This window comes from Alienimonas californiensis (assembly GCF_007743815.1).
GTDB lineage: Bacteria > Planctomycetota > Planctomycetia > Planctomycetales > Planctomycetaceae > Alienimonas > Alienimonas californiensis.
The window spans coordinates 5,256,304-5,270,922 of record NZ_CP036265.1 but is presented as its reverse complement, the minus strand read 5'-3'; the positions used below and the strand labels follow the sequence as shown (position 1 = coordinate 5,270,922).

Here is a 14,619-nt window from a genome sequence, read left to right as displayed (position 1 = left end):
GTTCTTGTGGGAGGGAACGGAGGAGGATCGCGATCGTCAGGGCGGCGGAGCTCCGGTGGCCGCGGCTCTGAGCCTCATCGCCCCCCACTCCGCCTCGGTCGGTCTGGGAACTTCCGCATCGACTGGGGCGACGGCGAGCACGACGCCCTGTCGCCGCATCACCAGACGGCCCGGGAGGAACCGGGCGGGGCGGTCGATTAGCAAGGTCTCGTAAGGCGGAGTGTATGGCTCCGCGATCGCTTGCCAGTAGGCTCGGCGGGCGAATCGGATCGTGCCGAAGACGTCGAGTTCATGGAAGCCGAAGGCGAGCCCGGAAGGCGAGTCGCCACCTAAGCCGTCGGCCTGTTCGAGCGGCGACAGCATCTCCCACGTGTCATTCCGCCGCCGCACCGCCGGCGAGGCGGCCGCCCGGTCGTCGTCCGCGAACTGGTGCAGCGCCGGAGCGACGAAGAACGGGGCGTTCGTGTGAGCCTGCCGGTCCGCCGCGTTCAGCAAGTCCCGCGTGACCGCGTCCCCCCAGTAGTTCCGCTCAAACCCCAGTCGGTCCGCCCCCCACAGCCCGCCGACGACTGCCGAGTAGGAACTCAGCCAGACCGGGCTCATCCAGACCACGTTGACCCCCTGAACCGCCAGCAACCCCACCACCGCCGGCACCGCGAGCTTCGGCCGCCAATCCTTCAGGCGTTCGAACAACAACCCGGCCCCCCGACCGGCCAACAGCGCCAGCGGGGGGAAGATCACCAGCCAGAGTCGCACGCCGTCGTACAGGCTCTCCCCGCGGGTGCTGACGAGGGCCAGCGGGACGAGGACCGCGGCGGTGAACAGGGTGAGGGGTGAGGAGGGAGGGGGGAGGGGGGACGAGCCTGCGGTTCCCAATTTTTCACGCCTTACTCCTCCCTCCTCACCCCTCACTCCTCCCCAGATGCCTCCCCGCCAAGCCCCATACAGAGCCAACGCCGTGATCCCGACCGGGACCGTGGCGAGGGTCATCACCAGCGGGTAGTGCCAAGGAGTCGGATCGAACTCCTCACCGTTCCAGACCTGGCCGAGGTAGTAGTTCCGAATCGGCAGGCGGTCGGTGATCGTGCCGAGGAACGCCGCCCCATGCTCGCTCGGGTTGAGCCAGAGATAGGGCCAGCCGACGAAGAAGACGCACAGTCCCACGCCCCCGAAGACCGCGACAGGGCCGATCGCCCGCCACCCTTCCTTCCAGCCGTGCTCCCGCCAAGCGTGGTAGAGCGCCCAGACAGCGACCGTTGGGCCGAGCAGCGCCCCCTGAATCTTGCAGAGCAGGGCGAGGCCGAACAGCAGCCCGCACAGGGCCGGCCGTTTGAACGTCGTGACGCGAGGGTTCCACCACGCCGCCACGCCGCACAGGCAGGCGGTGAAGAAGAGGTTCGTGACCGTCTCCAGCGAGGCGATGTGCGCGTGTCCGAACACCCGCGGCATGAGGATCAGGCTCGCCCCGGCCGCCAACCCAGTCGGCAGGCCGTACCAGCGGGTTCCGCAGAGCACCAGTAGCCCCACGGTCAGCGCGAACGCCGCAGCGCTGCCGACCCGAGCCCGGGCCACGCTGAAGAAGCCGCCGGGGCTTTCGGGAGCGTGAGCCCACCAGGCGAGGTCGTGCCACAGTCCCAGCCAGAGCTTCGCCAGCGGCGGGTGGTCCGCCATGTAGCCGGCGTCGGTGTCGAAGATTTCGCCGAGCGTCCGCGGGTCCAGCAGCGCCAGCCCGAAATGCCGTGCCGCGGCGAGGTAGACGCCCTGCTGCGTGTAGAAGCCTTCGTCGACCGTGAGCCCCGGCCCCTGCGGCATGCCGGGATCGGCCCCGCCGGGATCGAGCTGACAGAGCACGGCGACGAACGCGATCGCCGCGGCGGCGACCGGCGGCGCCCAACGCCGGAGTCGGGCGGACCGGGAGGGTTCGGTGGCGGGCGAATCGACGGGGGAAGGACTCACCCGGCCGAGTTTAGCCGGGGCGCATGAAAAACCCCCGCCCCCCAAAATGATCGGAACGATCGCTTGGGGGGCGGGGATTTCACGCGGGGTCGCCGGTTCTCCCCGCTCGGCGCCGCCGTATCGGCCCGGCCCCGCTTGGGGGGAGAGCCGGCCCGGGATGCGGGCCGGGGACGCGGCGGCGGGAACGGGGCGCCGGCCGGGGACCGGCGGCGAACCGGCGACGGGGCGACTACGCCAGCTGCTTTTTGCGGCTGACGAGGGTCTTGATCCGTTCGGCCAAAAGGGCGGTGTCGAACGGTTTGCGGAAGGTCTCGTTGAAGAGCGTGCGGTCGAAACCGCTGGCGCTGTCTTCGTCGGAGATCAGGCCCACCAGCACGGTGTCGCTGTACTGGGCGTTCTTCCGCAGGTTGGCGGCGATCATCAGCGCTTCGCTGCGGCCCATGACGAAGTCGATGACGACGCCGTCCGGGTGCAGGGATTCCGCCTGGATGCCCGCCTCAAAGCCGCTAGCGGCGGTCTCGAGCTTGAACTCGTTCTCGCCGAGCATCTCGGTCAATCCGGCGAGCACTTCGCCCCCGGTCCCGACGACGAGCAACTTGCCCATCGCCTCGTCTTCCAACTCCCCGAGGGGCATCCCGTGTTCCTTGAGGAACCGGATGAGATGCTCGCGGGGGATACGGCGGTCTTGCGACCCCGGAATGCGATAGCCGCGCAGCCGACCGGAGTCGAACCACTTGCTAACGGTACGGGGGGCGACCTTACAGATCTTGGCGACCTGCCCGGTCGTGAAAATCGTTCTCATGTGCGGGCTCTCCTGAGTTTTTGGGCCGACCGTCGGGGGCGTCATGCCCCCGGTTCCCCCCGCCGTCCGCCCGGCCCCCGTAAAACGGGGGCCGGGTGAGCGGTCGGGTCGGGGGGAGGTAGGGCGGCCCGAGGGTCGTCAACGGGTCAAAATGGGGGACGTCCGGCCGGCGGGTCGAACCAGCCGGACGACGGGAACGACCGCGAATCCGCCGTTGGCCCGAACATCCCGCCTCGTCCCCACAGCGGAGAGAAGCGGTCTGGCGGGCACCGCAGCGGCAGGCCGTCCGGGGGGAAACTTCGTCACCATCGCCGCGTCGCCTTGAGCAGGACCGACCCACACGACCCGTCGGAACCCTATTTCGCTAGCGGAGTTACGCCCGCTCGGGACGACCCCGATGTCCGCGGGCGCGAACCGTCGGCGTCGCGTGCGAACTGCCCCGCCCCCCGGACGCTGCCGTCGTCAGGATCGGAGCGATTCTCCCGATTCGGGGCGAAATCGGCTGGATTCCCCCAACCCGGCGGCCGGCGCCGCTCCCCGACGGGCGGAGCGTCCGGCCGACCGGCTACACTCCGGCCGACACGGCCCGCTCGCCCGTCGTTTCCGCCCCGCTCCCGCACGTTCGCCACGTTCGCGCCGCACGTCTTTACCGTACCGAGCCCGCCGTCGATGACCCCCCGCGAAGTTCTCGCCCTCTGCCGTGAACGCGACCTCAACGCGGTCGATCTGCGCTTCATGGACTTCCCCGGCACGCAGAAGCACTTCACGCGGCCGCTCTCGCGGCTGACGGAAGCCAGCTTCGAGGAGGGGTTCGGTTTCGACGGCTCCGGCATGCGGGGCTGGCAGGCCGTCAACGAGTCCGACCTGCTGGTCGTCCCGCAGGCGGACACCGCGATGGTCGACCCCTTCATGGAGCGCACGCTGGCGCTGACCTGCACCGTTCGCGACCCCGTCACCGGCGAGGACTACCCCAAGGACCCCCGCAACATCGCGCGCAACGCCGAGCGCTACATGCGGAGCCTCGGCATCGCGGACGAAGCGCTGATCGGGCCGGAGGCGGAGTTTTTCGTGTTCGACTCCGTGGCGTTCGATTCCAACACGCACGAATCGTTCTACCACCTGGACAGCGCCGAGGGGCAGTGGACCCGCGGCCGCCGCGGCGTGGGGCCGAGCGGCACCGGCGTGGGCTCCGGGGGCGTCTCCAACAGCGGTTACCAGGTCCGGCAGGGGGAGGGCTACTTCCCCACGCCCCCGACCGACACGCTGCAGGATCTCCGCGGAGAGATCATGCGGGTTTTGGAGGAGGTGGGCATTGCCGCGGAGGGGCATCACCACGAGATCGCCACCGCCGGCCAGTGCGAGGTCGACATGCGATTCGCCCCGCTGCTGAAGACCGCCGACAACCTGCTGCGCTACAAATACGTGGTGAAGAACGTCGCCGCCCGCCGCGGCAAGACGGCCACCTTCATGCCCAAGCCGCTCTACGACGACGCCGGCAACGGACTGCACCTTCATCTCAGCTTATGGAAGGACGGCGCCCCGCTGTTCGCCGGCGGGAACTACGGCGGGCTCTCCGACATCGCCCTGCACGCGCTGGGCGGCATCCTGGCCCACGCCCCGGCCCTGTTCGCGTTCTGCTGCCCGACGACCAACAGCTATAAGCGGCTCGTTCCCGGCTTCGAGGCGCCGGTGAACCTCACCTACTCCTACCGCAACCGCTCCGCGGCGGTCCGTATCCCGGTGAACGCCCAGCGGCCGGAGGACAAGCGGTTTGAGTTCCGCGTCCCCGACCCCAGCTGCAACGCCCACCTCGCCTGTGCGGCGCTGCTGATGGCGGCACTCGACGGCGTCCAGAACCGCATCGACCCCGGCCCGCCGCTGGACAAGGACCTCTACGATCTGGGCAGCGAGGAGGTGCGGGACGTGCCCCCCGTCCCGGCAACCCTCGCCGAGGCCCTCGCCGCCCTGCGGAAGGACCACGAGTTCCTGCTGCGGGGCGACGTGTTCACCGAGGACGTGATCGACACCTGGATCCGGGTGAAGACGGAGCACGAGGTCCTCGCCGTCCGCCGCCGCCCCCACCCGCACGAGTTCGCCCTCTACTACGACGTGTGAGCACGTCGTCTGAGGGCGGACGGGCCGAGATTGCAGCCCGGTCCCCCGCTTGCGGTTTCGCGGGGGGCAGGAAGTCCGGGGCCCCGCGAAGCCGCAAGCGATCGCCCCGCGCCGTGCGGGCCTCGGTACGGCGAGGTTCCGGCGCCTACTCCGCGGCCCCGACCGGCTCCGGTTCCGGCTCGGGAGCCGCCAGCGGGGCGTCGCCGAGGGCGTCCAGCACGCGGGACAGCAGTTCGTCGTCGTCCACCCGCTCCTCGGCGAGCGCCGCCGGGTCCGGGTGCAGCGCCCGCAGCGTGGCGACGTGCCCGGCGGCCTCGGCGTCGTCGCACCGCACCAGCGCCCCGACCAGCGCCTTGAGCACGGCGGGGGCGAACGGTTCTTCCCTCAGCCCGCCGGCTTCCGCCGGCACGGGCGGCAACCGCGTGGCGACCGCCGCCGCCGCGGACCGCACCGCCGGCGTGCGGGCCGCGAGGCCGGCGAGAACCACCCGGTCCAACTCCTCCCGGGCGGCTTCCGCCTCGCCGAGATCCGGCGCCGCCGCCAACCCCCGCAGCGCCGCCGCCCGCACCGCCGCGAGCGTGTCCTCCGTCGCCCCGATCAGCCCCAGCAGCACGCGGTCCCAGGTCTCGCGGTCGGCGGCAGCGTTCGGGCAGAGCCGGCCGAGCGCCTCCGCCGAAGCCGCCCGCACCGCCGGTTCGCGGTCGTGGAGCGTCTCCAGGAGTCCTAGAAGAGTCGCGGACTCCACGCCGGGAGTCCGTGACTCCCGATCTGGGAGTTGCGCAGCGTCCCACACGGCGGCCAAACGGCGGGCCGGGCGTTTGTGGTGCAGTTCCTTCCGCACCGCGGCCTCCGTCGGCGGTGAGGAGTCGCGGAGCGAGGCGGCGGTGAAGCGGGCGTCGCCGGCCTTGCGGAGGTACTTCAGCCCCCCGGTGACGGCCGCGGCGGCGTCGCCGCGGAGTTCGCCCAGCCAGGGCGGATCGCTGGACGCTCCGCCCGCCTCCTGCCGGACGTGCCAGAGCAGGGCGAGGGCGTAGCCGATCTCCCGGCTGGTCAGCCCGCGGTCGCCCGGGGCCGCGGCCTCTGGAGCGTCGGCGAGGCACAGGAACAGCCCGCACCCCAGCGCGGTCGCCACGAGGTCCACCGCCCGCAGATCCGCCTCGCCCTCGCCGAAGTGCATGCGGCGGCAGGCTCCCCGGACCAGCGCCGCCCCGAGCGTCGGCGGATCGGCGATGGCACTGCGGGGAACGGGGATCGCGTTCTTGTCCGTCGAGAGATGGGCGTCGCCGTCGTACCAGGCGAGCGTCGGCGTGACCGGCGCCGGGCCCAGCCGGTCCACGAGGCGGGCGAACAGGCGGTCGACGTCCTCGGTCGAGCGGGTCCCGCCCATCGCCTCGGACGGTTTCAGTTGGCCCTCGGCAGGGGCGTCGCCCAGCCCCAGCCGCTCCGGGCCGAACTGGCGGGCGACGTCGCCCAGCCGTCGTTCAATCCACGCCTGCTCCAGCGTTTCGAGGGGCGGGCGGGGGGCGAACAGACCGAACATGCGGGCGGCGGTTGGGGCGAGGGAAGGGGAACGACCGTCGGCGAGGACTGTGCCGACCGGCGATGATCGCGGCAAACGGTCGCACGGAAACGGTCGATGCATGCGAGGCGGTCGCCGTGCCGACCGAAGGGTTCGTCCCGCCTCTCCTCCTCGATCCGAACGCCCTGCCATGCCCCCCCTCGATCTGTCCCGACCCGGTCACGCCCCCTATCCGGCGTCCGTGGGGCAGTACTGTCCGAAAACGTATGGCCTGGGGGCGGGGCAGCGGTTGATCGTGCGGACCCGGGCGACGGTCGGACGGGCGGCGGCGTCGGTGGTGGCGGCTCGCTCGTCCGCCCCCGGGGCGGTGCGCGTCGCCTCGACCGATCGCCGGCCCCCCGGCTGAACGGCGACCCGGCGGAACGGCCTCCGGGCTGAACGAAACGACGCCGTGGCGGTAGACTCCGCCATGGCCGTTTCTCCCCCGTCCGCCGACGCCGCTCCCGCCGTCGGTTCCGTCGCCGCCCCGAGTTCGCCGACGCTGGTGCGGCCGGCCGTCCAGAGCGACGTGCCGGCCGTGCACGCGTTTATCCGCCCGTTCGTCGCCACCGGCCGTCTGCTGGAGCGGACGATGGACGAGTTGGAGGAACTCGTGCCGACCGGCTTCGTCGCGGTCGACCCGGACGCCGCTGCGGCGGGGGACGGCGCCCCGGAACCCGCCGACGGGCGGGTGGTGGGCTTTGCGGCGCTGGAGATCTACTCGCCCAAGCTGGCGGAAGTCCGCAGCCTCGCGGTCTCGGACGCCTACCGCGGCAAGGGCGTGGGCAGGGCGCTGGTCGCCCGCTGCGTGGCCCTCGCCCGCCAGCGGAACGTGCTGGAGGTCATGGCCGTGACCAGCAGCGAATCGTTCTTCACTGGCTGCGGGTTCGACTTCACCCTGCCCGGCGAGAAGAAGGCGCTGTTCCTGCAAACCCGCGACGTCCCCGCCCGCCCCGTCGAGGGCTGAGGCGGGAACGCCCCGCGTCCGCCGTCAGGCGGACGGTTCCTCCGACTCTTCCGGCTCCGGCGTGGGGTCCGGCTGCGGTTCGGGTTCCGGCGCGGGATCGGGGCTGGGGTTCGGATTCGGCGCCGGGTCCGGCTGCGGCTCGGGCGGGGTGCCGGGTTCGGGGGTCGGGTCCGGGGTCGGAGGGGTATCCGGCTGCGGTTCCGGCGTCGGCGGGTCGGCCATCGCCGGTTCGTCGGACGAACCCTCCGCGGCGGACTCCTCGCCGGCGGGGGCGTCGGCCGGCGCTTCGGGGGCCTGCTCCGAGGACTCCTCGGTCATCGCCTCCTCGGGGGCTTCGTTCGCCAACTGCGGCTCGGGGGCAGGCTCGTTGCCCGGCGTCGGGTCCTCCATCTCCGGGCCGGCGAGGGCGGAGAAGTCCGCCCCGGCGTCCTCCGCGGTTCCCTCAGCCGCGGCGCTGCCGGCGTCGGCGGCCCATTCGGAGCGGGGGACGATCCGGGCGGTGGTGATGGTGTCCAACTCGGGGAAGTTCTTCTCCAGGTAGGCGGCGCCGCGGGCTTCAATCGTGCCTTGATCCTGCACCTCCTCGGCATGGAACTTCGCCGGGACGTCGCCGCCGGAGACGATTTCCGCGAAGGGGCTGAAACCCTGCGGATCGAGGCTGCCGGAGTTGTCCCCGAGGTTGATGAACATCTGCGTGGTGCGGGTGTTCGGGCCGCTTTTGGCGAAGCTGAGGGTGCCGGGCGTGTTGCTGGCCCGGACCGGTTCGTCCTTCATGTCCGTGCCCTGCCAACGGGCACTGTCCGCGGGGTCGGCGGCGAGGCCGAACTGGGCCACGAATCCGGGGATCACCCGGAAAAAGGCGGCGCCGTCAAAGTAGCCTTCCTCGACCAGCGTCTTGAAGCGGGCGGCGCCGAGGGGCGCCCATTCCGGCCGGGCCTCGACGACGAACGGGCCTTCCGTGGTGACGAACTCCACGCGGAAGGGCTCCAGGTTCGCGGCGTCGTCCGCGGGGGCCGGGTTGGCCTTGGCGTCGGCCTCGTCCTCAGCGGTGAACGAGGGGGCGTTCGGGTCTTCGTAGTCGCGGATGCAGCCCACGGACAGCAGGCCGACGCAGGCGAGCGCGGCGAGGGCGGCGCCTGGGAAGGGCGAGGGAAACCGGGGCGGGGGCGGGACGCGCATGGCGGCGGGCAGTGCGGGAACGACGGGTTGAGGCCGCGGAGTGTACCGATCGGGTCCGGTTCGGTCCTCATGCCTCGGCCGCCGGTCCGCCAGCCGGGCCGCCGGCCGGGTTGCGATCGCGGCGCCGGGCGCCGGACACTCCCCCGGCCCCCTTTCCGCCCCCGCACTGATCGATTGCTGTGCCTCGTCCCTCCGGCCGCGAACCCGGCCAGCTGCGCGAACTGACCGTGCAGCGGCCGTTTCCCAGCGCCGCGGCCGGCAGCGTGCTGATCGCCGCCGGCGACACCGTGCTGCTGTGCACCGCCTCCGTGACCGAGGGCGTGCCCCCCTGGCGGGTGAACCGGGAGGACCCGGCCCGGTCGAAGGGCTGGGTGACGGCGGAGTACGCCATGCACCCCGGTAGCACCCCCGGCCGCAAGTCGCGGGGGACCGACGGCCGGGCCACGGAGATCCAACGTCTGATCGGCCGCAGCCTGCGGGCCGCGGTGGACTTCGCGGCGCTGGGCAACCGCACGATCACCGTCGACTGCGACGTGATGCAGGCCGACGGCGGCACCCGCACGCTGGCGATCACCGGCGGCTTCATCGCCCTGGCGGACGCCGTGGCCAGCCTCGGCCTCGACCGCGCTGGTCTGAATGGACGCGGCAACGGCCGGCCGGGGGGGCAGGTGTTGACGCGTTCCATCGCAGCCGTCAGCGTCGGCGTGACCTCGGAGGGCTGCGTGTTGGACTTGGACTACGCGGAAGACAGCCGGGCGGCGGTCGATCTGAACGTGGTGATGACCGGCGGGACGACCACGCCGGAGGGCGACACGCCGGGCGACTACATCGAGGTGCAGGGCACCGCGGAGCGCGAGCCGTTCCCGCGGCCGGTGCTCGACGAACTGCTGGACCTCGCCGCCGCCGGCTGCGCCGGGTTGACGGCGTTGCAGCGCGAACTACTGGGCGAGCGCTTTCCGGGCTGACGGGGCGGCGGGAGGGCGCAGGCGAAACCTGCGGCGGGGCGGGGGGGTATCGGGTGGCGCCGGCGGACAGGCTCCGTAGATTGCCCGGCTCCCCGTCCCCCTTCAGAACCTCCCAATGCGTCGATCTTCCCTACTCACCTCCTGCGCCGCGGCCGCGGCGTTGCTGGCGCCCTCGCTACTTGCCGGCGCCCAGGCGGCCGATCCGGTGCCGGCCGCCAAGCGGTTGCCGCCGATCACCTACGGCTTCGTCTCGGTGCCGGACGTGACCGCCGCCAAAGAGCGGTTCAACTCCACCCGCTCCGCCGGCCTGTTCACCGACCCGGCGCTGGCCGAACTGCGGGAGATGGTCGGCGAGAAGCTGGAGGAGGGCGGCGAAGCTCTCCGCGAGCGGCTGGGGATCACGCTGGACGAACTGCTGAAGGTCCCCACCGGCGAGGTCACCTTCGCCGTCGTGCAGACCGCCCCCCGGGAGGTCGCCGTCGTCGGCCTGCTGGACTACGGGACCAGCGAGGAGACGATCCTCAAGCTGATCGATCAGGCCGAAACCGCCCTGGAGGAGAACGGCCTGACCAGCGCCGAGGAGAGCTTCGAGGGCACGCCGCTGATCGTCTGGACCGCTCCGGAACAGGAAGTCGACGAGTTCGCCGAGGACTTCGACGCCGAGGCCGAACCGGCGGAGCCGCAGCAGTTCGCCTACTTCCGCAAGGACACCCACCTGGTGGTCGCCAGCGATCCGGCGGCCCTAGAGGCGATTCTGGTCCGCTGGGACGGGACCCACGACAGCACCTTCGCCGACAACGAAGTGTTCAGCTACATCGCCGACCGCACCCGCACCGACGACCGGGCGCCGGTCCTGCTGTGGTACGCGGACGTGATCGGCTCCGTCCGCAGCGCCGTGCTCGGCAGCGGGCAGGGCGGTCTGCCGGTGCAGTTGGCCCTCAGCTACCTGCCCGTGCTGGGGCTGGACGAGTTCAAGGCGATCGGCGGCAGCATGGATCTCGGGACGGAGGAGTTCGCCAGCGTGGGCAAGGTCGTGCTGTACGCCGACCGCACCGACCGCGCCCTGGGCGTGTTCAAGTTCCCGCCGGCCCGTCTGGCCCCGCCGGCGTGGGCCGGGGCGGACGCCTCCAGCTACAGCGCCTTCAACTGGGATCTGGCGTCGGCGTACGACGCCGTGCGGACCACCTACGACAGCATGGTCGGCCCCGGCGAGTTCGACCGGGTCGTCGCCCAGCGGTCCGAGGCGCTGCCGGTGGACATCAAGAAGGACATCGTGGACTCCTTCACCGGCCGGATCGAAATCGTCGGCTACCCCGTGACGGATCTCGCCGCGGCGTTGGAGGTCGACGCCGCCGACGACTCCTTTGACGACGACGGCGACGCCGAGGCGGAGGCCCAGGCCCCGGTGCAGCCGGTGATCTTCGCGCTCGGCCTGAACGACGCCCGCCGGGTCTCCGAACTGCTGGACCTGGCGCTGGACGCCTCCGGCGGTCTGCTGACCAGCCGGGACTTCCGCGGCACGCCCCTCTACGAGGGCAGCAACCCGGCGGACGGCTCCGCGATCGCGATGGCCGTCAGCGGCGACTCCCTGCTGCTGACGACCGACGTGGCCCGTCTGGAGACCGCCCTCCGCGGTCCGGCCGACGAGCCGCTCGCCGATTCGTCCGCCTTCGAGGAAGCCCGGTCCAAGATGCCGGCGGAGGTTTCGATGCTCTCCTTCTCCGATCAGCGGGGACAGGCCGAGATCTACTACGACCTGTTCCGCTCCGGCAAGCTGACCGGCCAGGTGCCCGATCCCAGCACCGCCGAGGCGATGAACGAAATCGCCGACGCCCTGCCGCCGTTCGACGCCATTCAGAAGTACCTCGGCGTGTCCGCCAGCTACTTCGAACCGGACGCCCACGGCGGGCTGTGGGTCAGTTTCGGACTGGAGACCGAAGCGGAGTGACCCCCCGCGACAGGGCGGGGCCCTGCACGGGGCCCCGGACCGTTCGCACCGTCCCCCGAACGCCGGCCGCCGGAGGCGCCGCCGTCACCGTGGGAACCTCCCGACCCGCGATCGGGGCGCGCTGGCGCCACGGTCGCGGGTCTTTTTGGTAGAGGGAGAGTTCTTCCGCCAGATCATGGGCGGCGTCCAGCGTCGGGTACACCGCCCCGACCGGGACGTGGAACTGGTACGTCTTGCCGACTTCCAACGTGCGGGCGCCGTCGCCGCCGTCGGGAGCCACGCCGATCTGCTCGAAGCGGAGCGGTTCCCGCACCTTGTAGGTGTGCGTCTCGCCGGGGGCGAGGGTGAACGGACCGCCCCAGGCGCCGTTCGGCTCCTCGCGGACGCGGTAGGTCAGCGTGAGTTCGGAGCGGTTCTCCAGGGCGGTGTCGGGCACGGTGAACTCGGCGATGACCAGGCCGTCTGTCGCCCCGGTGGCGGGGCCGCGGGAGTTCAACTCCTCGATCCGCAGGGCGGCGCCGGGCAGATCGAAGTCCTGCAACGGGCCGCTGAAGGGGCCTTCGTCGTCGAGCCAGTTGTCCCAGCCTTCGCCGACGAGCGTGGCGGCGAGGTCGCCGTCGACGCGGTCGCCGATCACCGGCTGGGCGTCCAGCGCGGCGATGCGGGCGGCCTCCCCCTCGGCCAGGGCGAGGAAGTTGCGGTAGGAGCCGTTCTTACGGACGGCGGCCCGAATCGGCTGCCGCAGCGCGAGCCGCACCACGCCCGCCCGCTGCCAGTCGCCGTTGGCCGGGAGGTGATCGATCGTGAGTTCGACGGCGTCGGACTCCATCCGCACCAGGGCGTTCTCCCGCGAATCCTGCGCGATCGCGGACATCGGGCCGACCAGCGTCAGCCGGGCCCGCAGTTCGTCGTCGGCGTACTCGGGGCGGCTCAGGCCGGGGACGATGCGGATGAGGTTCTCGCGCTCGTGGAGCCTCGCCAGCGGGTTGCCGGGCACGTCGCGGGCGTCGATTCGCGGCACGCCCTCCTCGACCAACTGTCCGGAGAGCACGCGGACCAGGCTGGCGGAGACGCCCACGGCCAGGCCCTCCGGCTTGCCGGCGCCGGTCGCCAGATCGAAGGTCACGCCGCCGTCCTCCCGCCGCGGCGGGTGCGGCGGATGGTCCTCCGGAGCGCCGATCGCCAGGTCGAAAATCGCGTTCAGCCCGTTCTCGTCGGCCTGCACCCCGGCCAACTGCACCTGGATCGACGGCTCGATCAGCGGGAGCGGCAGCAAGTCGCCGGTCAGCCCCGCCGGGTTCCCCAGCGAAACGCCCGAGCCGGCGTTCTGCAGGAAGTCCGGGACGGCGTCGCGGACGGCCTGCTCCCCCTGGCTGCGGGCCTCGTAGAGCCCCTCGACCAGCGTTTTGGCGAGCTTCTGCTCCGTCAGGAACAGCCCGTCCTCGTCCACGCAGCCGGGGCCGCAGACGAAGTAGTCGTCCGGCGGCAGGGCGAACCGCGTGGACAGCGCCGTGAGCTTCAGTTCGTTGTTCACCACCGAGGGGCGGATGTCGACCTCCAGCACCAGCGGCCGCCGCACGCCGGCCCGCACGGCGATCGGCCCGGCGAAGCCGCGGTGCCCCAGCGGCGCACGCATGAAGATCCGCTGCACGGTCACGCTGGCGTCCACCACCTCCACCCGGGCGGTCACGTAGTTGCCCGCCCGCCCGATCAGCGCCGCGTCGGTCACCCGCCCGGAGTAGCGAATCCCGCTGAAGAACACGTGGATCTTGTGGCCCAGCGCGTCCCGGGTGATGTTCTGATCGGGGATCGTTCCGGTGAGGGAGTCCGCCGGCAGGGAGCGGGCGTACTGCCGCACGAGCTTCTCCAACAGGGCGTTGTCCGCCCGCACGAACGCCCCGCGTTCCAGGATCAACTCCGGCTGGAAGTTCTCCAGCGGGGCGGCGACGGTCTCCAGGCGATCGAACTCGTCTTCGTCCGGCAACTGGTTCTCGCTCGGCAATGCGTCCTCGCCCGGGACCGGGTCCACGTCCGGCAGCTGGTCTGCCGGCGGCTCAACGAGGGTCTGGTCGACCTCGCCCGGCCCCTCGTTCGCCGCCCGCGGGGCGACGACCCGGGGGTTCTGCAGGATCGCCCGGAAGCGATCCGAGGAGAACGCGGTTTTCCACACGTCGTGGCCGGCGTTCCGCACCTGCGTGAACCGCACCCGCCCGCCGAACTCGCGGATCGCGCGGACCGTGTCCTGCGTCTCGATGAACGGCACGAAGCGGTCCGAGGAGCCCGCCACGACCCAGAGCGGCGTGACGCGGGAGGCGGCGGCGAGGGCTTCGACGTCCAGCTCGATCGACCGCCCGCTCGCCACGGAAACCGCCGCCGACCACCGCAGCGGATCGCCCTGCGCCAACTGCCCCAGCACGCCGTACCCGCCCATGCTCCAGCCGGCGAGCACCCGGTGGGCCGGGTCGATCGGCAGCAGGCCTTCCGCCTGTTCGAGGATCTTCAGCGCCCGCGCGCCGTCCGGTCGGTCCGGATTCCAGGCGGGCAGGATGCGGCCGTCCGGGTCCTCGACCTGCGGGAACACGACGACGGCGGGGAAGTCCGGATCGTCCCGCACGATCGGGCCGAGGCCCACGGTCGTCTGCCGCTCGCCGTCGGTGCCGCGTTCGTAGGCCCCGTGCAGGAACAGCACGATCGGGTAGCCGCCCGGCGGCGGGGGCGTGCGGGGGACGAACAGGCTGTATTGATGCTCGCCCTCCTCGTCCGCGAGGGTGCGCACCGAGAAGCCGGCCGGCGGGCGGCTCGTCGACTCCGCGGGGGCGACGCCCGGCGTCCGCGCGGCCTGCTCCCGGACGGCCGGTGCCTGGGCGACCGGCTCCTGGACCGCCGGCTCACGGACGGCTGGGAGGGCCTGGGCCGTCGCGGGCGTCGGGGCGAACAGTCCCCCCAGCGCCAGCAGGACGACCGTGGCCGGGAAGACTGTGGCCGGGAGGACCGGCGCCATTACCGGGGCGAGGCGAGCGAGCGACACGGGGGAGCCGGGAAGGGGGGGCGAACGGCGGCAGCCGGCAAACTTAGCCCTCCGTCTGCCGCGGAGCCCCTGTCGAGGCAAGCGGCGCGCCGTTCCGGCAC

10 protein-coding genes are annotated in these 14,619 nt (G+C 72.0%); 5 read left to right on the top strand and 5 right to left on the bottom strand.

Features of this window, described 5'->3' with window-relative positions:
* Positions 1-36: 36 nt before the first annotated feature.
* Together CA12_RS20950 and CA12_RS20945 are read right to left on the bottom strand one after the other, a co-directional pair.
* The gene (locus CA12_RS20950; protein WP_145361066.1) at positions 37-1,956 is read right to left on the bottom strand and encodes an ArnT family glycosyltransferase; all 1,920 of its coding nucleotides are present in this window, start codon (positions 1,954-1,956) and stop codon (positions 37-39) included.
* A 229-nt stretch (positions 1,957-2,185) separates the two neighbouring features.
* Positions 2,186-2,758: a helix-turn-helix domain-containing protein gene (locus CA12_RS20945; protein WP_145361065.1), complete on the bottom strand. Its 573-nt coding sequence runs from the start codon at positions 2,756-2,758 to the stop codon at positions 2,186-2,188.
* 669 nt (positions 2,759-3,427) lie between these two features.
* Between CA12_RS20945 and glnA the strand changes: the two genes are divergently transcribed.
* Positions 3,428-4,873 carry a type I glutamate--ammonia ligase gene (gene glnA, locus CA12_RS20940; RefSeq protein ID WP_145361064.1) on the top strand — a complete coding sequence of 482 codons (1,446 nt, stop codon included), beginning with the start codon at positions 3,428-3,430 and terminating at the stop codon, positions 4,871-4,873.
* A gap of 145 nt (positions 4,874-5,018) precedes the next feature.
* Here glnA and CA12_RS20935 read toward each other — a convergent pair whose 3' ends face one another.
* Entirely contained in the window at positions 5,019-6,413 is a 1,395-nt protein-coding gene (locus CA12_RS20935) for a HEAT repeat domain-containing protein (protein WP_165700904.1), read from the bottom strand.
* A 169-nt stretch (positions 6,414-6,582) separates the two neighbouring features.
* Here CA12_RS20935 and CA12_RS20930 point away from each other — a divergent pair, with 169 nt between their 5' ends.
* Together CA12_RS20930 and CA12_RS20925 are read left to right on the top strand one after the other, a co-directional pair.
* Positions 6,583-6,798, top strand: a complete 216-nt coding sequence (locus CA12_RS20930; protein ID WP_145361062.1) for a hypothetical protein — start codon at positions 6,583-6,585, stop codon at positions 6,796-6,798.
* A 63-nt stretch (positions 6,799-6,861) separates the two neighbouring features.
* Positions 6,862-7,398, top strand: coding sequence for a GNAT family N-acetyltransferase (locus CA12_RS20925; protein ID WP_145361061.1), 537 nt, complete (start codon positions 6,862-6,864; stop codon positions 7,396-7,398).
* A gap of 24 nt (positions 7,399-7,422) precedes the next feature.
* Here CA12_RS20925 and CA12_RS20920 read toward each other — a convergent pair whose 3' ends face one another.
* A complete protein-coding gene (locus CA12_RS20920) occupies positions 7,423-8,577 on the bottom strand; it encodes a peptidylprolyl isomerase (protein ID WP_145361060.1) in 1,155 nt (384 codons plus the stop codon).
* 179 nt (positions 8,578-8,756) lie between these two features.
* Here CA12_RS20920 and rph point away from each other — a divergent pair, with 179 nt between their 5' ends.
* Entirely contained in the window at positions 8,757-9,542 is a 786-nt protein-coding gene (rph, locus tag CA12_RS20915) for a ribonuclease PH (RefSeq protein ID WP_145361059.1), read from the top strand.
* A gap of 115 nt (positions 9,543-9,657) precedes the next feature.
* Entirely contained in the window at positions 9,658-11,490 is a 1,833-nt protein-coding gene (locus CA12_RS20910) for a hypothetical protein (protein WP_145361058.1), read from the top strand.
* Here CA12_RS20910 and CA12_RS20905 read toward each other — a convergent pair.
* A complete protein-coding gene (locus CA12_RS20905; protein WP_145361057.1) occupies positions 11,459-14,518 on the bottom strand; it encodes a hypothetical protein in 3,060 nt (1,019 codons plus the stop codon). The genes CA12_RS20910 and CA12_RS20905 overlap by 32 nt on opposite strands.
* Positions 14,519-14,619 lie beyond the last annotated feature (101 nt).